The organism is Paraburkholderia sp., from assembly GCF_050742655.1.
In the GTDB taxonomy this organism is placed as follows: domain Bacteria; phylum Pseudomonadota; class Gammaproteobacteria; order Burkholderiales; family Burkholderiaceae; genus Paraburkholderia.
This window is the reverse complement of the sequence record NZ_JBOIGG010000013.1, coordinates 145143-164143: the sequence shown is the minus strand read 5'-3', so window position 1 is coordinate 164143 and position 19001 is coordinate 145143. Positions and strand designations below refer to the sequence as shown.

The following is a 19001-nucleotide window of genomic DNA, read 5'->3' as shown; positions in this document are numbered from 1 at the left end:
GCCCGCCCCGTCGCATATCGCCCGTCCTCGTCAGGCTCCATCCGCCAAGTGAATCCGCTACTCGACTCTCTCCAGCCCTACCCGTTCGAAAAGCTGCGCGCGCTGTTCAAGGGCATCACGCCACCGGCCGCGCTGCCGCACATCAGCTTTGGCATCGGTGAGCCGAAACATCCGACGCCCGCGCTGATCCGCGACGCCGTGATCGATTCGCTCGGCGGCCTTGCCGCGTACCCGTCGACGCTCGGCTCCGAAGCGCTGCGCACGGCGATCGCGCAGTGGGTCACGCAGCGCTATAACCTGCCGCCGGTCGATCCGGCCACCCAGGTGCTGCCAGTCGCGGGCTCGCGCGAGGCGCTGTTCGCACTCGCACAAACGGTCGTCGATCCGGCGCGTACGGTCGATGGCGAGGCCGCGATCGTACTCTGCCCGAACCCGTTCTATCAAATCTACGAAGGCGCCGCGCTGCTCGCCGGTGCTCAGCCGTATTTCGTGAACAGCGATCCGGCGCGCAACTTCGCGTGCGACTACGCGGCCGTCCCAGCCGACGTGTGGGCGCGCACCCAGCTGCTGTACGTCTGCTCGCCGGGCAACCCGACGGGCGCCGTGCTGACGCTCGACGACTGGCGCGAACTGTTCGCGCTGTCCGACCGCTACGGCTTCGTGATCGCGTCGGACGAGTGCTATTCAGAGATCTACTTCGACGAAGCGAACCCGCCGCCCGGCTGCCTCGAGGCGGCGCACCGGCTGGGCCGCGGCTTCGAACGTCTCGTGATGCTGTCGAGCCTGTCGAAGCGCTCGAACGTACCGGGCATGCGCTCGGGCTTCGTCGCCGGCGACGCGGCGATCCTCGCGAAATTCCTGCTGTACCGCACCTATCACGGCGCGGCGCTGTCGACGGTCTATCAGTCCGCGAGCGTCGCCGCATGGAGCGACGAAGCGCACGTGCGCGAGAACCGCACGAAATATGCGCAGAAGTTCGCGACCGTCACGCCGATGCTCGCCGACGTGCTCGACGTCCGGTTGCCGGACGCCGCGTTCTACCTGTGGGCCGACGTCACACGCACCGGCCTCGCCGACGACGAATTCGCCCGGCGCCTGTACGCCGACTATAATGTGACGGTTCTGCCCGGCTCGTATCTCGCGCGCACCGCGCAAGGCACGAATCCGGGCCGCGGCTTCATCCGGATAGCGCTCGTCGCGGACGTCGACGAGTGCACGACAGGCGCACAACGCATCGTCGATTTCTGCCGGGGGCTTGCGCGCTAGATCGCTATCAAGCCCGCGAGACTCGCCTCTCTTCATCACCGATTTCACCCACTTTCTTCAAGCAGCCACGCATATGTCGCAACAACTTCAGCAGATCATCGATAACGCCTGGGAAATCCGCGCCGAGCTGTCGCCGAAAGCCGCGCCCGCCGACGTCCGTGAAGCGGTCGCACATGCGATCGAACAACTCGATCGCGGCGCGCTGCGCGTCGCCGAAAAGAAAGACGGCGACTGGGTCGTCAATCAATGGCTGAAGAAAGCGGTGCTGCTGTCGTTCCGTCTTGAAGACAACGCGCCGATGCCGGCCGGCGGATACTCCCAGTTCTACGACAAGGTCCCGTCGAAGTTTGCGAACTACACCGCCGAAGACTTCGCCGCCGGCGGCTTCCGCGTCGTGCCGCCGGCCATCGCGCGCCGCGGCTCGTTCATCGCGAAGAACGTCGTGCTGATGCCGTCGTACACCAACATCGGCGCCTACGTCGACGAAGGCACGATGGTCGACACATGGGCCACCGTCGGCTCGTGCGCGCAGATCGGCAAGAACGTGCATCTGTCGGGCGGCGTCGGCATCGGCGGCGTGCTCGAGCCGCTGCAGGCGAACCCGGTCATCATCGAAGACAACTGCTTCGTTGGCGCGCGTTCGGAAGTGGTCGAAGGCGTGATCGTCGAGGAAAACTCGGTGATCTCGATGGGCGTGTACCTCGGCCAGAGCACGAAGATTTACGACCGCGAAACCGGTGAAGTCACGTATGGCCGCATTCCAGCCGGCTCGGTGGTGGTGGCGGGCAACCTGCCGTCGAAGGACGGCACGCACAGCCTGTATTGCGCGGTGATCGTCAAGAAGGTCGACGCGAAAACCCGCGCGAAGGTCGGGCTGAACGAACTGCTGCGAGGCGACTGATCGATGGCTGCTGCGCCGAAAATCGTCGTCTACGGCATCCCGAACTGCGACACCGTGAAGAAAGCCCGCGTGTGGCTCGAAGAGCACGGCGTCGAGTTCGAATTCCACGACTTCAAGAAGACCGGCGTCACCGCGCCGCTCGTGCAGGACTGGTTGAAGGACGTGTCGCTCGACGCGCTGCTGAACCGTCGAGGCACGACGTGGCGCGCGCTGTCCGACGACATGAAGGAAGCCGCCGACAGCAAGGACGGTGCGATCGCGCTGATGATCCACAAGCCTTCGGTGATCAAGCGGCCGGTGGTGGTGGTCAACGGCCGCGTGAAGACGCTCGGTTTTTCGGTGGAGCAGTACGAGGCGCTGTTCGGCTAGGTGCCGACGCAGGCGCCCGCGCGCTGCGCGAACCAGATGGTTGCCGGCCCATGGGCCGGCATTTTTTCATTCGAATGTGGTCGATAACGAATTCATGTCCGGCACCCTCGCCCTTACCGAACAGCTGATCGCGCGTGCGTCCGTCACGCCCGACGACCAGCACTGCCAGCAGCTCCTGATCGAGCGCCTCGCCGCAATCGGCTTAGCGTGCGAGACGATCGAGTCGCACGGCGTCACCAATCTGTGGGCCGTGCGACGCGGCACGGCGGGCACCGCCGGCAAGCTGCTCGTGTTCGCGGGCCACACCGACGTCGTGCCGACCGGTCCGCTCGAACAATGGACCTCGCCGCCGTTCGAGCCGACCCAGCGAGACGGCAGGCTGTACGGCCGCGGCGCCGCCGACATGAAGACGTCGATCGCCGGCTTCGTCGTCGCGAGCGAGGAATTCGTCGCCGCGCATCCGGACCATCGCGGCTCGATCGCGTTTCTGATCACGAGCGACGAGGAAGGCCCCGCGACCGATGGCACGATCAAGGTCGTCGAAGCGCTGCAGGCGCGCGGCGAACGGCTCGACTACTGCATCGTCGGCGAACCGACGTCGAGCGCGACGCTCGGCGACATGGTGAAGAACGGCCGGCGCGGCTCGATGTCGGGCCGGTTGATCGTCAAGGGTGTGCAAGGCCACATCGCGTATCCGCATCTCGCGAAGAACCCCGTGCACGAACTCGCGCCGGCGCTCGCCGAGCTGGTCGCCGAACGCTGGGACGACGGCAACGAATACTTCCCGCCCACGACGTGGCAGGTGTCGAACCTGCATAGCGGCACCGGCGCGAGCAACATCATTCCGGGTCACGCGGAACTGCTGTTCAATTTCCGCTTCTCGACCGCGAGCACCGTCGAGAGTCTGCAAAGCCGCGTGCACGCAATCCTCGACCGGCACGGCGTCGAATACGACCTGCAATGGAGCATCAGCGGCCTGCCATTCCTCACGCCGCGCGGCGACCTGTCCGACGCACTCGCGAAAGCGATCTCAGACGAAACCGGCGTCACGACCGAACTGTCGACGACCGGCGGTACGTCCGACGGACGCTTCATCGCGCGCATCTGCGAACAGGTCGTCGAATTCGGACCGCTCAACGCAAGCATCCACAAGATCGACGAACACATCGACGTCGCCTTCATCGAGCCGCTGAAGAACATCTATCGCCGCGTGCTCGAACAACTGGTCGCATGACCTGCGGTCTGCTTGCGCCTGTTTACCTATGGAACGTCCATGACACTTCCGTTTTCCACTGTCCGCGACGTGCTGCGTTTCGCGGTGTCGCGCTTCAATCAGGCCGGCCTCGCGTTCGGCCACGGCTCGTCGAACGCGTACGACGAAGCCGCGTACCTCGTGCTGCACACGCTGCATCTGCCGCTCGACCTGCTCGATCCGTTTCTCGACGCGCGCCTCACGCCCGCCGAAATCGATGCGGTGCTGAACGTGATCGAACGGCGCGCGCACGATCGCGTGCCCGCCGCGTACATCACGCATGAAGCGTGGATGCACGGCTTTCGCTTCTACGTCGATGAACGCACGATCGTGCCGCGCTCGTTCGTCGGCGAGCTGCTGCAGGACGGGCTGCAACCGTACGTCGCCGACCCCGAACAGGTCGGCGCCGTGCTCGAGTTGTGCACGGGCTCCGGCTGCCTCGCGATCCTCGCCGCGCACGCGTTTCAGAACGCGGACATCGACGCGGTGGATCTGTCCGCGCCGGCGCTCGAAGTCGCCGCGCGCAACGTGCACGACTACGAACTCGACGAGCGCATCGCGCTGTTCGAAGGCGACCTGTACGCGCCGTTGCCCGAGCGCCGCTACGACGTGATCGTGACCAACCCGCCGTACGTCAATGCACAGTCGATGCAACTGCTGCCGCCCGAGTACCGGCACGAGCCGGAGATGGCGCTGGCGGGCGGCACGGACGGCATGGAGATCGTGCGCCGGATCATCGGCGGCGCGCGCGAGTGGCTGACCGACGAAGGCGTGCTCGTCGTCGAGATCGGTAACGAGCGCGGGCACGTCGAAGCGGCGTTCGGCGGCCTCGACCTGATCTGGCTGCCAACCAGCGCGGGCGACGATAACGTGTTCCTGATTCAGGCTGCGGATCTGCCGGTCTGATTGGCACTACCGAAACCGCATCGGGGTGCCCTCATGCGGTGCGCTTCGGTAAGATAGGCCTGATCCGCCGTGCCGCCTCTTTCGAATGGAGAAGGCGCCGGTTCACTCTCGCCTGCTTATGCGACTCGATCTGCTTCATCTCGGCCCGCTCGTCCTGCTCGCTCACATCCTGGGCGCGATCGCCGCGTGCCACGCGATCCTGCACACGCGTACGTCGCAGGGCGCCATTGCGTGGGCGGTGTCGCTGGTCGCGATGCCGTATCTGACGCTCGTGCCGTATCTGTTTCTCGGCCGCAGCAAGTTCGCGGGTTACGCGGATGCACGGCGCATCGAAAACGAAACGCTGCGCTCGCGCGCGCATCCGCCGGAGTGGGACACGCATGCTTCGTCGGCGGGTGCGCCAACCGATGCGCTCGGCCACAGCCTCGTGCGATCGCTGACGCATCTCGGCGGGATGCCGTTCCTGCCAGGCAACACGGTCCGCACGCTCGTCAACGGCGAAGCGACGTTCGCGGCGATTCTCGAAGCGATCGAGCAGGCGCAGCAGTACGTGGTCGTGCAGTTCTTCATCGTGCGCGCCGACGCGCTCGGCGAGATGCTGAAAGAGGCGCTGCTGACGAGAGCCGCGCAAGGCGTGCGCGTCTACTTCCTGTACGACAGCATCGGCAGCTTCGATCTGCCGCACCGCTACATCGCGGCGCTGCGCGCGGGCGGCGTCGAGACTCATCCGTTCGCGACGAACCGCAAGTTCGTCAACCGCTTCCAGCTGAATTTCCGCAATCACCGCAAGATCGTCGTCGTGGACGGCGTGCGGGCGTTCGTCGGCGGGCACAACGTGGGCGTCGAGTATCTCGGCGCGAAGCCGCCGCTATCGCCGTGGCGCGACACGCACATCGAGGTTCGCGGGCCGGCCGTGGCCAGCATCCAGTTCGTCTTCACCGAGGACTGGTACTGGGCCACCCAGGAACTGCCGCTGCTCGACACACCGCCGTTCGATGCGCCCAGCGAAGGGATGCACTGCCTCGTGATGCCGACCGGCCCCGCCGATCGCTTCGAGACCTGTTCGCTGTTCTTCGTCGAAGCGATCAACGCGGCGCGCGAGCGGATCTGGATCACGACGCCGTATCTCGTCCCCGACGAAGCCGTGCTGTCTGCGTTGCGGCTCGCGGTGCTGCGCGGCGTCGACGTGCGCATCCTGATTCCGAGCCGGCCCGATCACAAAGTGGTATTCGCCGCATCGACGCTGTATGCGTACGACGCGGTGCGCTCGGGCATCCGCATCTTCCGCTACCGGCCGGGCTTCATTCACCAGAAGGTCGTGCTGATCGACGACGTCGCCGCGGCGGTGGGCAGCGCAAATCTCGACAACCGTTCGTTCCGCCTGAACTTCGAGATCATGGTGCTGACCGTGGACCGCGGTTTCGCCGCAGAAGTCGACGCAATGCTCACGCACGACCTCACGCAGTCGTTCGAGATCGATCGAAGCGAGTACCGGAACGCGCCTGCATGGCGGCGCATGGCGATGCACGTGGCGCGGCTGTTCGCGCCGATTCTGTAATTGCTACAGCAGCTTTTCGATGTCCGCGCGAATCGCGTCGGGTTTCGTCAACGGCGCATAGCGCTTCACCACGTTGCCATCGCGGCCGATCAGAAACTTCGTAAAATTCCATTTGATCGCCTCGATGCCGAGCAGCCCGGGCGCCTCTTCGGTCAGATACTTGTATAGCGGATGCGCGCCCGCGCCGTTCACGTCGATCTTGTCGAACATCGGGAACGACACGCCGTAGTTCTTCTCACAGAAGCTGCCGATCTGCGTCGCATCGCCGGGCTCCTGCTTGCCGAACTGGTTGCACGGAAAACCGAGCACTTCGAGCCCGCGTTCGGCGTACTCGCCGTACAGCGTCTGCAGCCCCGCGTACTGTGGCGTGAAGCCGCATTCGCTCGCCGTGTTGACGATCAGCAGCACCTTGCCGCGATACCGGTCCAGCCCGATCGTCTCCCCGCTGAGCGTGCGCGCCGAGAAATCATGGATCGATGCCATACGTCCCTCCCGTGAAAGCGCCCAGTCTAAGCGAAAAGGCCCGTGGCGGGAGCTAGCCATCCGGCCGATGCCCCGCGCGTCGCCCGTGATGCGCCGCGCAGTCTAGAATAGCGACTTTCCCGCTCCGACCATCCGCATTCCCGTGATCCGTTTCAACCAGTTCAGTCTTGCGCGCGGCACCAAGCCGCTCTTCGATCAGGCCACGTTCACGCTCAACCCGGGTGAGAAGGCCGGCTTGATCGGCGCGAACGGCGCGGGCAAGACCACCCTGTTCGCCGTGCTGCTCGGCGAACTGCACGCCGACGCCGGCGATTTCACGCTGCCGCCGGCGTGGCGCATCGCGTACGTGATGCAGGAAACGCCCGCCGTCACCCGCTCCGCGCTCGACTACACGCTCGACGGCGACACCGCCTTGCGCGCGATCGAAGCGCGCATCGCGTCGGCATCCGCCGCGCACGACGGCGCCGCCGAGGCCGAAGCGCATGCGGCCTTCGCCGACGCCGACGGCTACACTGCGCCGGCGCGCGCGGAGACCTTGCTGCTCGGCCTCGGCTTTACGCTGGCGCAGACCCGCGAGCCGGTCAGCAGCTTCTCGGGCGGCTGGCGCATGCGGCTCAACCTCGCGCAGGCGCTGATGTGCCCGTCCGATCTGCTGCTGCTCGACGAACCGACGAACCACCTGGACCTCGACGCGATCGTCTGGCTCGAAGACTGGCTGCACCGCTATGCGGGCACGCTGATCGTGATCTCGCATGACCGCGAATTTCTCGATTCGATCTGCAACGTGACGCTGCATCTCGAGAACCAGCAGGTGAAGCGCTACGGCGGCAACTACTCGCAGTTCGAGATCCTGCGCGCGCAGCACCTCGCGTTGCAGCAGGCCGCGTACGACAAGCAGCAGAAGACGGTCGCGCACCTGCACAGCTTCATCGACCGCTTCAAGGCGAAGGCCAGCAAGGCGCGTCAGGCACAGAGCCGCGTGAAGGCGCTCGAGCGCATGGAGATGATCGCGCCCGCGCATGCGAGCTCGCCGTTCACGTTCGAGTTCCGCGCACCCGAGTCCGCACCGAACCCGATGCTCGTGATGGAAGACGTGCGCTGCGGCTATCACGCGGAAGACGGCTCACCGATTCCGATCGTCGACCAGGTCACGCTGTCGATCCAGAACGGCCAGCGCATCGGCCTGCTCGGCGCGAACGGCCAGGGCAAGTCGACGCTGATCAAAACGCTCGCCGGTACGCTCGCGCCGCTCGGCGGCGACGTGCGCGAAGGCAAAGGGCTGCGTGTCGGCTACTTCGCGCAGCATCAGCTCGAAACGCTACGCCCGGATGATTCGCCGCTACAGCATCTCGCCCGGCTCGCGCCGAACACGCGCGAACAGGAACTGCGCGACTTCCTCGGCGGCTTCAACTTCCCCGGCGAAATGGCGAGCGCGCGCATCGCGCCGTTCTCCGGCGGCGAGAAGGCACGGCTCGCGCTCGCGCTGATCATCTGGCAGAAACCGAACCTGCTGCTGCTCGACGAACCGACCAACCACCTCGACCTCGAAACACGGTACGCGCTGACGATGGCGCTCGCGCAGTTCGACGGCACGCTGATCCTCGTGTCGCACGACCGGCATCTGTTGCGCGCGACCACCGACCTGTTCATGCTGGTCGCGAAGCATCGGCTGCAACCGTTCGACGGCGATCTCGACGACTATCGCGACTGGCTGCTGCAGCACGCAGCCGAACAGCGCGCGGCACTGAAGGCGGTGGCGGGATCGCAAACGAGCGATGCCGATGCGGGCTTCAACCGCAAGGAACAGCGGCGCCTCGAAGCCGAGACGCGGCAAAAGCTGTCGCACCTGAAAAAGCCGCTGCAGACGCGGATCGCGAAGCTCGAGAAGGAAATGGACAAGCTCCATACGGAGAAGTCGACGCTCGATACGTTCGTCGCCGATCCGTCCAGCTACGAGCCTGCCCACAAGACCCGGCTGACCGATTCGATCCGGCGCCAGGCGGAAGTGAATGCGCGCCTCGAAGCGCTCGAAGCCGAATGGCTCGGCGCACACGAGGAACTTGAACAGATCGGCTGACGGCACCGAGCACGGTCCGCGCCGGCATCGATGAGAGGTTCGCCTTGGCCGCGTTGTCGTCTGCGTTGTCGTCACCTCCTGCCGCCTTGCAGGGTCTGCGCGTACTCGATCTGACGCGCCTGCTGCCCGGTCCGGTCGCCACGCTGCGGCTCGCGGAACTCGGCGCCGAAGTGCTGAAGATCGAACCGCCCGGCGCGGGCGACGCGACGCGCACGATGATGCAGAGCGCGACCGACCGCGCCGCCAGCCGGCCCGGTGCGTTCTACCGGCTCGTGAATCGCGGCAAGCGCGAGATGCGGCTCGACCTGAAATCGGAAGCCGGGCTCACCGTGCTGCGTGCGCTGGCGCGCGAGGCGGACGTGCTGGTCGAGAGTTTCCGGCCGGGCGTGATGGACCGGCTCGGCGTCGGTCACGAGGCGCTGCTCGCGCTGAATCCGAAGCTCGTGTACTGCGCGATCACCGGCTACGGCACGCAGGGACCGTTCGTGCAGCGCGCGGGTCACGACATCAACTACGTCGGCTATGCGGGCGTGCTCGATCAGTTCGCGGATCGCACCGGCGCGCCGGTGCTACCGAACTTCCAGATCGCTGATCTGCTCGGCGGCGCGCTCTCAGCGGTCACGCAGATTCTCGCGGCGCTATGGCACGTCGCGCGCGGCGGCGACGGACGCTTCGTCGACGTATCGATGACGCATGCGTCGCACGCGCACAACGTGATCGCGCAGGTCGCGCTCGCAAACGATGGCGCGACGCCGTCCGCCGGCGGCGGCCTGCTGAACGGCGGCGTGCCCTGCTACAACCTGTACCGTACGCTCGACGGACGCTGGCTAGCGGTCGGCGCGCTCGAACTGAAGTTCTGGGAAACGTTGTGTGCGGCGCTCGGCCGTCCGGACTGGGCAGCGCGCCACTGGAGCCTGGGGCAGGCGATCGGCGGCCCGGATGCCGCCGCGCTCACGCAGGAACTCGCCGCGATCATCGTGGGCAATCCGCTGGAAGACTGGGTGACGTTGCTGGAACCGCTCGACTGCTGTGTGTCGCCGGTATTGACGGCCGCGGAGGCGGCGCAGCATCCGCTGTTCGCGCCGCAGCTGAACGGCGATGACAACGACAGCGACGGGCCGCGTGACACCCAACCCGAAAGCGACGCCTAGCGCCGCGGCAAGGTTTGCCGCTGGGTCGGGCCGTCGTCGATGAGCGTATGTTTGCGGCCCTGCACGTGCTGGCGGATCGTCGCGCGTACCTGGTCGGCGGTCACGTTCTCGGCCACCACGCGGCGCGAGATCTGCCCGGTTTCGTCGATCCACTCGACGATCCGGCAACCGCCACCCCACGGCGCGCTGATAGGCGGCGACACGCGGCAGCCGCGCAGATTCGAGAGTCGATCGCTCGCTGCTTCATAAGGCTGTTTCAAGACGTCATCCTTTCCGCTTCGGGGACACGAATACACACCCCCGCAGCATAGGGAAAACGCCCAGCAGTCTGGTTACAGTAATTCCGGTGTTATTTACGACGGATTACAGACGCACATCTTCGGGGCACGACCCGCCCCATGCGTTATTCGAGCGTGCGCACGCGGTCGATCGCCTGCTCGATGCGCTCCACCGCGATCACCTGCAGCCCGTCGATCGGCTGTTTCGGCGCGTTCGCCTTCGGAATCAGCGCCACCGAAAAGCCAAGCTTCGCCGCTTCCTTCAGACGCTCCTGACCGCGCGGCGACGGCCGGATCTCACCGGCCAGCCCGACTTCGCCGAACACGATCAGCCCCTTCGGCAGCGGCTTGTTGCGCATCGACGAATGAATCGCGAGCAGCACGGCCAGGTCGGCTGCGGGCTCGGTGATCTTCACGCCGCCGACCGCGTTCAGGAACACGTCCTGATCGAAGCACGCGATGCCCGCGTGCCGGTGCAGCACCGCGAGCAACATCGCGAGCCGGTTCTGTTCGAGCCCGACCGCGAGCCGCCGCGGATTCGGCACGTTCGCGGTATCGACGAGCGCCTGCACTTCGACGAGCAGTGGCCGGGTGCCCTCCTGCGTGACCAGCACGCACGAGCCCGGCACCGACTGCTCGTGCTGCGACAGAAACAGTGCAGACGGATTGGCGACGCCGCGCAGACCGCGCTCGGTCATCGCGAACACACCGAGTTCATTCACTGCGCCGAAGCGGTTCTTGAACGCGCGCACGAGGCGGAACGACGAATGCGTGTCGCCTTCGAAATACAACACAGTATCGACGATGTGCTCGAGCACGCGCGGCCCCGCGAGGTTGCCCTCCTTCGTCACGTGCCCGACCATGATGATCGCGGTGCCCGACTGCTTCGCGACCCGCGTCAACTGCGCTGCGCACTCGCGCACCTGCGCGACCGAGCCGGGCGCCGACGTCAGTGCCTCGGAATAGATCGTCTGGATCGAATCGATGACCGCGACGTCGGGCCGTTCGGCCACGATCGTTGCCTGGATTTTTTCGAGCTGGATTTCGGCGAGCAGTTGCAGTTCGCTTGCCTGGCTACCGGTTTCGAGCAACGACAGCCGCTGCGCGCGCAACGCGATCTGCGCGGCCGATTCTTCCCCGCTCACGTAGAGCGCCCGCCGCTCGCTCGAGATCGCCCCGAGCGATTGCAACAGCAGCGTCGATTTGCCGATACCCGGATCGCCGCCGATCAGCACCACGCCGCCCGCGACGAGACCGCCGCCGAGCACGCGGTCGAATTCGCCGACGCCGGTCGAGAAGCGCGGCACGTCCGATGCTTCGATGTCCGCGAGCCGCTGTACCGGCGCGCTCTTAGCAAGCGACTGGTAGCGGTGCGCGCCCGGCTGCTCCGCGACGCTCTCGACCAGCGTGTTCCATGCGCCGCACGCAGGGCACTGGCCCTGCCACTTCGGCACCTGCCCGCCGCATTCACTGCAGGTGTACAACGTTTTCTGTTTAGCCACGCGTGTTCCGCTGTTCCTGCGATTTATCCTGGTACGGCTGGTCCGGCGAGTTCATTCCGTGCATTCATTCCGCGCGCACGGGCACACGCTGCGCAATCGCGCACATCAACTCGTAGCCGATCGTGCCACATGCCTGCGCGACTTCGTCGATCGGCAACGCAGCACCCCACAACTCGACGCGCGAGCCGACGCCCGCTGCCGGGCACGGCGTCAGGTCGACGGTGATCATGTCCATCGACACGCGGCCGACGATCCGCGTGCGCACACCGTCGACGATGATCGGCGTGCCTTCCGGCGCGATCCGCGAATAGCCGTCCGCATAGCCGCATGCGACCACGCCGATGCGCATCGGTCCGCGCGCCGCGAACTTCGAACCGTAGCCGACGGTCTGTCCCTCGCCGAGCGTCTGCACCGCGATCAATTCGGACGAGAGCGTCATCGCCGGCTGCAGGCCCGTGCCTTCGATCGCGCCATGCACGCCCGACGGCGAGCCGCCATACAGGATGATGCCGGGCCGGACCCAGTCGAAATGCGATTCGGGATGCCACAGCGTCGCAGCCGAATTCGCGAGGCTGCGCGCGCCGGCGATGCCTTCGGCACCGCGCTCGAACGTCTCCATCTGGTGACCGATGCCGCGCTCGCCGTCGGCGTCGGAGAAATGGGTCATCAACGTGATCTGGCCTACGCCCTGACACGCACGCGCGCGCTCCCACGCACTGCGAAAACGCTCGGGCGTGTAGCCGAGGCGATTCATGCCGCTGTTCATCTTCAGCTGGATGTTGAGTGGCTTCGACAGGCGCGCCATTTCGAGCATCCGCATCTGCTCGTCCGAATGCACCGCGGTGGTGAGGCTATAGCGGTCGATCACGTCGATGTCGGTGGGCCGGAAAAAACCCTCGAGCAGCAGAATCGGGCCGGCCCAGCCCAGTTCGCGCAACTTCACGGCTTCTTCGAGGTCGAGTAGACCGAAGCCGTCGGTCGCGCGCAATCCGGGGAACACTCGCGCAAGACCGTGGCCATACGCATTGGCTTTGACCACCGCCCAAATCTTCGATTTCGGCGCGTGGCGGCGGGCGACAGCGAGGTTATTGGCGAGTGCGGCGGTGTGAATCGTGGCTGAAAGGGGGCGCGGCATGAGAGTTTTTCGTAAAGACGCTTGCGAATCAGCGGCTTACTGGGCGTTTTCGATACGTCCGAAGTCCGCTGGGCGGTGCGATCAAGGATTTTGCTAGTCCGAATGCAGCTATTTTCATGATATAAAGCCGTGCGCACAACCCATTTCGAACGGAATAAGCCCGAACGCCGACCGCGCGCGGGGGCCGGACAGACCGCGGCGAGGAAAGCATCGCATCAGATGAAAAAAGGTTTTTACACCATTATGGCCGCGCAGTTTTTTTCCTCGCTGGCCGACAATGCGCTTCTGATCGCTGCTATCGCACTGCTGAAAGATCTTCACGCCCCGAACTGGATGACGCCGCTGCTCAAGCTGTTTTTTGTGCTGTCGTACGTCGTGCTCGCGGCTTTTGTCGGCGCCTTTGCGGACTCCCGTCCAAAGGGCCGCGTGATGTTCGTCACCAACACGATCAAGGTCGTCGGCTGTCTGGTGATGCTGTTCGGCGCACACCCTCTCATCGCATATGGCATCGTCGGTTTCGGCGCAGCCGCGTATTCGCCGGCCAAGTACGGCATCCTCACCGAACTGCTGCCGGCTGACCGGCTCGTCGCCGCGAACGGCTGGATCGAGGGCACCACCGTCGGCTCGATCATTCTCGGTACCGTGCTCGGCGGCGCGCTGATCAGCCCGCACATCGCGGCGCACGTGATGAAACACACGCCCCCGAATATCAACACGCCGGCCGAGGCCGCGATGCTCGTCATCATCGCGATCTACATCGTCGCCGCGCTGTTCAATCTGCGCATTCCCGATACCGGCGCGCGCTATCCGCGCCAGGAACGCGGCCCGCTCAAACTCATCACCGATTTCGCCGACTGCTTCCAGATCCTCTGGCACGACAAGCTCGGGCAGATCTCGCTCGCAGTCACGACGCTCTTCTGGGGCGCGGGCGCGACGCTGCAGTTCATCGTGCTGAAGTGGGCAGAAGTATCGCTCAACATGTCGCTGTCCGAAGGCGCGATCCTGCAGGCGGTCGTCGCGGTCGGCGTCGCGGCGGGCGCGATGATCGCCGCGGCCCGCGTGCCGCTGAAGAAATCGCTGTCGGTGCTGCCGGTCGGCATCATGATGGGCATCGCGGTAATGCTGATGGCGTTCTATACGAAGCATCTGTTCCCCACGCACTGGGGCATCTATGTCGGCAAGATGCATATGCCTGGCTACCTGCTCGTCGCGTATCTGTTCCTGATCGTGGTCGGTGGGCTGTCGGGCTTTTTTGTCGTACCGATGAACGCGCTGCTACAGCATCGCGGCCACGTGCTGCTGTCGGCCGGTCACTCGATCGCCGTGCAGAACTTCAACGAAAACCTCTCAGTGCTCGTGATGCTGTGCCTGTACGCGGTGCTCGTGTGGCTCGACGTGCCGGTCGCACTGGTGATCGTGCTGTTCGGTACCTTCGTCTGCCTGATGATGTGGTTCGTGATGCGGCGCCACCAGGCGAACCAGCGCGCGTTCGATTCTGTCGCGCTGATCGGCGAAATGCGGCATTGATGGGTCGCTGATGTCTACGGGCGCGCTGCCCGCCCCCTCATTTTATTTCTGTCGTTATCGCGTTCCGATGACAAACGCTTCTTCCGCTTCCATGGCCATCGCCAACGTGCTGACCATCGCCGGTTCGGACTCTGGCGGCGGTGCGGGCATTCAGGCCGACCTCAAGACGTTCTCCGCGCTCGGCGCGTATGGCGCGAGCGTGATCACCGCGCTGACCGCGCAGAACACGCGTGGCGTGACTGCGATTCATGCGCCGGACCGGGGCTTCGTCACCGCGCAGCTCGATGCGGTATTCGACGACATCCGCATCGACGCGGTGAAGATCGGCATGCTGGCGAACGCACCGATCGCGCGCGCGGTCGCCGACGCGCTGCAACGCTACCGGCCGCGGTACATCGTGCTCGATACGGTAATGATCTCGAAGAGCAACCATGCGTTGCTGTCGTCCGATGCGGTCGCGGCAATTCGCGACGTGCTGCTGCCGCTCGCGACGCTCGTCACGCCGAACCTGCCGGAAGCGGCCGCGCTGCTCGGCGAAACCGCCGTCACCGACGAAGCCGGCATGGTCCGTCAGGGCGAAGCGCTACGCGCGCTCGGCGCGCAGGCGGTACTGATGAAGGGCGGTCACCTCGCATCCACGGACAGTCCCGACTGGCTCATTCAGGACAGCGGCACGCTGCGTCTCGGCGGTCCGCGCGTGCCAGTGAAGAACACGCACGGCACCGGCTGCACGCTGTCGTCGGCGATCGCGGCGCTCGCCGCGCAGCGCGACGATCTCGCCGCTGCCGTCACCGATGCGAAGACGTATCTGACCGGCGCGCTACAGGCGAGTGACCGGCTCGACGTCGGCTCGGGCGTCGGCCCGGTGCATCACTTCTATCGGTGGTGGTAACTGCGCGGCGAGTGGCGTGGGTGACCGACGGTCACTTGCGTGCGAATGCCTGTGCAAGCGCGGGCCACGCATCGGGCACCACGAAGCCGCGCGATCGTTCGATCCAGCGGCCCTGCGCATCGCTTGCGAAACCGGCGACCATCGTCGGTCCGGTCTGCCGTACGAGCCGTGGCGCGAGCGTCGCGGCATCGACGAGCTCCGCCGCAGCGGCATCCCCTGCTTCGTAGCAACGCGGCGCGAGCCATTCGAGACGCGGCAGCACGCGCCACGCGGGCGCATGCGCAGCCGCAAAATCCGGCCACGCTGTGCGCGTCGTCCACCAGCCACGTGGGTGTGCGGGATCGAGTTCGGGTGCGTCGGCGGGCAGCACGTCGAGCGCGCCTGAATCGGCGGCTTCGGCCTGCGGATAGAACAGCCAGCCCTTGATGAACATCTGTGCATGCCACGGCCCGACGAGTCCCAGCGACGCGAATTCCTCTCGCGCGCTAAGCGGCAGCTGATGGCCCAGCAGATGCGCGAGCTTGAGATCGAAGCGGTCCTGCAGGTTCGGCCCCACGTAGTCGGCGAGCTGGCCGCGCGCGGCGCCCGCGTGCAGATAGCATTTCACCGCCAGCTCCCAATGCAGGCGCCGGCCATTCGCGGTTTCGACGAGAAAATCGCATTCACCCAAAGTCACGCCCGCGCGGCGCAACGCGACGTTTGCGGCGACGAGACGCGTCGCTGGATCATGTTCGAGAAACCACGCGAGAAGCGCTTCGGCGTAGCGGCCGAGACGCGTCACGTGCAGCGCGGCGAGTGCGCGGTGCAGTGCGTCGGGATCGGTATCGAGCGCGCGCAGCAGGCTCGCGATGCGCGCCGCCTCGCCCGGTGCGGCAAGCGGGTCGGCGAGCACACCGACGGGCGGTTGCTCGCGCAGCAGCGCCGGGCTCGCGAGCAGCCACGCGAGATCGCGCACCATCGGGTCCTTCAGTTCGTCGATCGGGAGATCAGGACGTACATCGCCCGTCGCCGCTGCCGCCTCGGACGCGGGTGCGCTCATCAATGCTCCGTCTGCCCTGAGGCCTCGCGTAGCGTGTCGCGCGCGAGACAGAGATCGGCCCACGACTTCGACTTGTCCTGCAGGCTGCGCAGCAGATACGCCGGGTGATACGTGACGACGACTGGCACGCCTTCGTAGGCGTGCACGCGACCGCGCAACGACGAGATGCTCGAGTCGGTTTTCAACAGACTCTGCGCGGCGAAGCGGCCGAGCGCGACGATCAGCTTCGGCTTGACGAGCGCGACCTGGCGCTGCAGATATGGTTCGCAGCGCGCGACTTCGTCGGGTTCCGGATTGCGGTTGCCGGGCGGCCTGCATTTGATCACGTTCGCGATGTAGACGTTGCGGTCGCGCGCGAGATCGAGCGAACGCAGCATGTTGTCGAGCAGCTTACCCGCCTGGCCGACGAACGGCTCGCCCTGGCGGTCCTCGTTTTCGCCGGGCGCTTCGCCGACGAGCATCCAGTCCGCTTCGCGATCGCCGACGCCGAACACGGTCTTCGTGCGCTTCTCGCACAGACGGCAGCTTTCGCACGAAGCGACGCGCGCGCCGAGCGCGTCCCAGTCGAGGGTCGCGACTGACGGCCGCGACGGTTCTTCGATGGACGGTTCGCTCGCGGCCGGCGCGACGTTGCGCGTGCCCGGTTGCGGCGCCGTGGTGGGCAGGTCGTCGAACCATGCGAAGTCGTCATTCGGCGTGGCCGGCGATTGCGTCGCGGTGGGCGCTCTGCGTGGTACGTCGCTTGCGACGGCGGCTTCGCGAACGGTGACCGGCTCCGCGTTCTGCTGCGGTGCGCGCGATTCCGCGAGCGGTTCCTCGGTGCGCAACTGCACCGGTTGCGTGGCGACATCGGCCACCTCGACGGGCGTACTGCCGCGCATCACCCAACGGGTCGCGAGCCCGAGTTCTTCCAGCGCGGATTCATGCAGCGCCATCTGCGCCCTCCTCTGCAAACGAAAAACGCATCACGATGGCGTCCTCCCGGCCGCGATGCCGCGCCGGATAATAGTTTTTGCGCCGGCCGATCGTCGAGAAACCGAAACGCTCGTACAGCCGGATGGCCCGGTGATTCGACGGTCGCACTTCGAGCAGCAGACCGTCGAGCTTTTCCGCGCGCGTCACACGCACCGCTTCGCGCAGCAACGTGAGCCCGGCGCCCGCGCCCTGCGCAGCCGGCGCGACACACAGATTCAACAGATGCATCTCGTCGACGACCGGCATCAGTACACAGTAGCCGATCAGCGTACCGGTCACGTGCCGCAGACAGATTCCGAGATAGCCGTTGCGCAGCGAATCCTCGAAGTTGCCGCGGCTCCACGGAAATTCGTACGCAACCTTTTCGATCGAGGCGACTTCGTCGAGATCGCCTTCGGTCATCTGCGATACGTAGCGGTCCGCGAGCAGCACACCGCTCATTGCACGCCCTCGCTTCGGGCGGCCTTCGCCGCCATCCGCTCGGCCGTCGTCTGCGCGACCTTGTTGCGCACGTACTCGGGAGCGGCCTGGTCGGCCGGCACGGTCCGTCCCGCGCGGTACGCGCGCAGCGCCGCGAACGCGACAGGCAGTGCGTGCGGCACGGCGTCGCCGTCGACCACGCGGGCCGCCGCACACGCCGGCAGCCGCGCGCCGAAGACGGCAGCCGCATTACCGGCGAGCGTGAATGGCGCGTCGGGCAGCGGCAAAGCGTCGGGCGCGTCGAGCGAGGCCGGGTGCAGCGTGCGCCATTCGCCGAGCAGGGTGTCCCACGCGTAGTCGGCCCAGTAGACCTCGTCCATCCGCGCATCGAGCGCCGCGAGCACGCGCGCCGCCGACGGGTCGCGCAGACGTGCGCTTTCCGCGCACGCGAGCAGCGTGCTCACTGGTATCACCGGACGATCGAGTCCGAACGCGAACCCCTGCGCGACGCCGGTCGCGGTGCGCAGCCCCGTGAACGAACCCGGGCCGGCGCCGAACGCAATGGCATCGCAAGCCGACAGCGGCAGACCCGCTTCGTCGAACAGTTCGCGGACGGCGGGCAGGAGACGCGCGCTCGACACCGCACCGGTCGCTTCATGGCGCACCCAGGTTTGCGGATCGGCGGCGGAGGCGTTAGCGGCGGACAGCAGCGCGACCGAACAGAATTCAGTCGACGTATCGATGGCAAGCAGCACGGTTCGAGTCATGCCCGCTATTGTAATGCGGCACCGGGTGGCACCGGGCATGGAGCATGCGGACAGGCTGCCCCATCGATCGGGGGCACATCGTTTGGAAGAATCTCTCCAGCCGGCATCCGGCGGTGCTTGCTATGATCGACGCCCTATCTCGATCTGGCATGGAGGAATCGATGAGTGACGTCAATGCGCTGTTCGCGCAAGCTCAGGAAGATGTGAAGCAGTTGTCGGAACGCCCGGGCAACCTGACGCTGCTGCGTCTCTACGCGCTGTTCAAGCAGGCCACCGACGGCGACGTGCACGGCGACAAGCCCGGCTTCACCGACATCGTCGGCAAGTACAAATACGACGCGTGGGCCGCATTGCAGGGCACCCCGCAGGACGCGGCGAAACAGCAATATGTCGAGCTGGTCGAATCGCTGAAAAGCGGTGCGTCGGCCTGACGCGACGGCGATCCGACGATCTGGCGGCCCTGACACCCCTGACACCCCTGACAATCCCTGGCAGGACGGGCT

General features: G+C 66.0%; 19 protein-coding genes. 11 read left to right on the top strand and 8 right to left on the bottom strand.

Features of this window, described 5'->3' with window-relative positions; all coding sequences use genetic code 11:
- Positions 1-48: 48 nt before the first annotated feature.
- From dapC to cls, 6 genes are all read left to right on the top strand, one after another.
- Positions 49-1266 (top strand): succinyldiaminopimelate transaminase, encoded by a 1218-nt coding sequence (gene dapC, locus ACREXZ_RS19430; protein ID WP_431765737.1) that lies wholly within the window; start codon positions 49-51, stop codon positions 1264-1266.
- A 73-nt stretch (positions 1267-1339) separates the two neighbouring features.
- On the top strand, positions 1340-2167 hold the full coding sequence (gene dapD, locus ACREXZ_RS19425) for a 2,3,4,5-tetrahydropyridine-2,6-dicarboxylate N-succinyltransferase (RefSeq protein WP_431765736.1): 828 nt from the start codon (positions 1340-1342) through the stop codon (positions 2165-2167).
- A 3-nt stretch (positions 2168-2170) separates the two neighbouring features.
- Positions 2171-2536: an ArsC family reductase gene (locus ACREXZ_RS19420; protein WP_431765735.1), complete on the top strand. Its 366-nt coding sequence runs from the start codon at positions 2171-2173 to the stop codon at positions 2534-2536.
- 94 nt (positions 2537-2630) lie between these two features.
- Positions 2631-3770: a succinyl-diaminopimelate desuccinylase gene (gene dapE, locus ACREXZ_RS19415; protein WP_431765734.1), complete on the top strand. Its 1140-nt coding sequence runs from the start codon at positions 2631-2633 to the stop codon at positions 3768-3770.
- Positions 3771-3809: 39 nt separating this feature from the next.
- Positions 3810-4694 (top strand): 50S ribosomal protein L3 N(5)-glutamine methyltransferase, encoded by an 885-nt coding sequence (prmB, locus tag ACREXZ_RS19410; RefSeq protein WP_431765733.1) that lies wholly within the window; start codon positions 3810-3812, stop codon positions 4692-4694.
- Between the two features lie 118 nt (positions 4695-4812).
- Positions 4813-6252: a cardiolipin synthase gene (gene cls, locus ACREXZ_RS19405; protein ID WP_431765732.1), complete on the top strand. Its 1440-nt coding sequence runs from the start codon at positions 4813-4815 to the stop codon at positions 6250-6252.
- 3 nt (positions 6253-6255) lie between these two features.
- Here the strand turns inward: cls and ACREXZ_RS19400 are convergent, their stop codons facing one another.
- Positions 6256-6735: a glutathione peroxidase gene (locus ACREXZ_RS19400; RefSeq protein WP_431765731.1), complete on the bottom strand. Its 480-nt coding sequence runs from the start codon at positions 6733-6735 to the stop codon at positions 6256-6258.
- 142 nt (positions 6736-6877) lie between these two features.
- Here ACREXZ_RS19400 and ACREXZ_RS19395 point away from each other — a divergent pair, with 142 nt between their 5' ends.
- Complete coding sequence (locus tag ACREXZ_RS19395; protein WP_431765730.1) at positions 6878-8812, top strand: ATP-binding cassette domain-containing protein; 1935 nt, start codon at positions 6878-6880, stop codon at positions 8810-8812.
- A gap of 86 nt (positions 8813-8898) precedes the next feature.
- Positions 8899-9963: a CaiB/BaiF CoA transferase family protein gene (locus tag ACREXZ_RS19390; RefSeq protein WP_431765770.1), complete on the top strand. Its 1065-nt coding sequence runs from the start codon at positions 8899-8901 to the stop codon at positions 9961-9963.
- Here the strand turns inward: ACREXZ_RS19390 and ACREXZ_RS19385 are convergent.
- The 3 genes from ACREXZ_RS19385 to alr all read right to left on the bottom strand — a co-directional run bounded on the left by ACREXZ_RS19385 (position 9960) and on the right by alr (position 12878).
- A complete protein-coding gene (locus ACREXZ_RS19385) occupies positions 9960-10223 on the bottom strand; it encodes a DUF2866 domain-containing protein (RefSeq protein WP_431765729.1) in 264 nt (87 codons plus the stop codon). The genes ACREXZ_RS19390 and ACREXZ_RS19385 overlap by 4 nt on opposite strands.
- Positions 10224-10366: 143 nt before the next feature.
- Positions 10367-11743: a DNA repair protein RadA gene (gene radA / locus ACREXZ_RS19380; RefSeq protein ID WP_431765728.1), complete on the bottom strand. Its 1377-nt coding sequence runs from the start codon at positions 11741-11743 to the stop codon at positions 10367-10369.
- Between the two features lie 64 nt (positions 11744-11807).
- Positions 11808-12878: an alanine racemase gene (gene alr, locus ACREXZ_RS19375; protein ID WP_431765727.1), complete on the bottom strand. Its 1071-nt coding sequence runs from the start codon at positions 12876-12878 to the stop codon at positions 11808-11810.
- A gap of 219 nt (positions 12879-13097) precedes the next feature.
- Here alr and lplT point away from each other — a divergent pair, with 219 nt between their 5' ends.
- Entirely contained in the window at positions 13098-14405 is a 1308-nt protein-coding gene (lplT, locus tag ACREXZ_RS19370) for a lysophospholipid transporter LplT (RefSeq protein WP_431765726.1), read from the top strand.
- 67 nt (positions 14406-14472) lie between these two features.
- Entirely contained in the window at positions 14473-15297 is an 825-nt protein-coding gene (gene thiD / locus ACREXZ_RS19365; protein WP_431765725.1) for a bifunctional hydroxymethylpyrimidine kinase/phosphomethylpyrimidine kinase, read from the top strand.
- Between the two features lie 31 nt (positions 15298-15328).
- Here thiD and ACREXZ_RS19360 read toward each other — a convergent pair whose 3' ends face one another.
- The 4 genes from ACREXZ_RS19360 to tsaB are packed head-to-tail and all read right to left on the bottom strand — an operon-like array spanning position 15329 to position 18498.
- Entirely contained in the window at positions 15329-16336 is a 1008-nt protein-coding gene (locus ACREXZ_RS19360; protein WP_431765724.1) for a DUF1853 family protein, read from the bottom strand.
- Complete coding sequence (locus ACREXZ_RS19355) at positions 16336-17271, bottom strand: uracil-DNA glycosylase (RefSeq protein WP_431765723.1); 936 nt, start codon at positions 17269-17271, stop codon at positions 16336-16338. The genes ACREXZ_RS19360 and ACREXZ_RS19355 overlap by 1 nt, the downstream gene beginning before the upstream one ends.
- Positions 17258-17752, bottom strand: coding sequence for a ribosomal protein S18-alanine N-acetyltransferase (gene rimI, locus ACREXZ_RS19350; protein WP_431765722.1), 495 nt, complete (start codon positions 17750-17752; stop codon positions 17258-17260). Before rimI ends, ACREXZ_RS19355 begins: the two co-directional genes overlap by 14 nt.
- The gene (tsaB, locus tag ACREXZ_RS19345) at positions 17749-18498 is read right to left on the bottom strand and encodes a tRNA (adenosine(37)-N6)-threonylcarbamoyltransferase complex dimerization subunit type 1 TsaB (RefSeq protein ID WP_431765721.1); all 750 of its coding nucleotides are present in this window, start codon (positions 18496-18498) and stop codon (positions 17749-17751) included. Before tsaB ends, rimI begins: the two co-directional genes overlap by 4 nt.
- Before the next feature lie 161 nt (positions 18499-18659).
- Between tsaB and ACREXZ_RS19340 the strand changes: the two genes are divergently transcribed.
- Complete coding sequence (locus ACREXZ_RS19340; RefSeq protein ID WP_431765720.1) at positions 18660-18929, top strand: acyl-CoA-binding protein; 270 nt, start codon at positions 18660-18662, stop codon at positions 18927-18929.
- Positions 18930-19001: the final 72 nt, after the last annotated feature.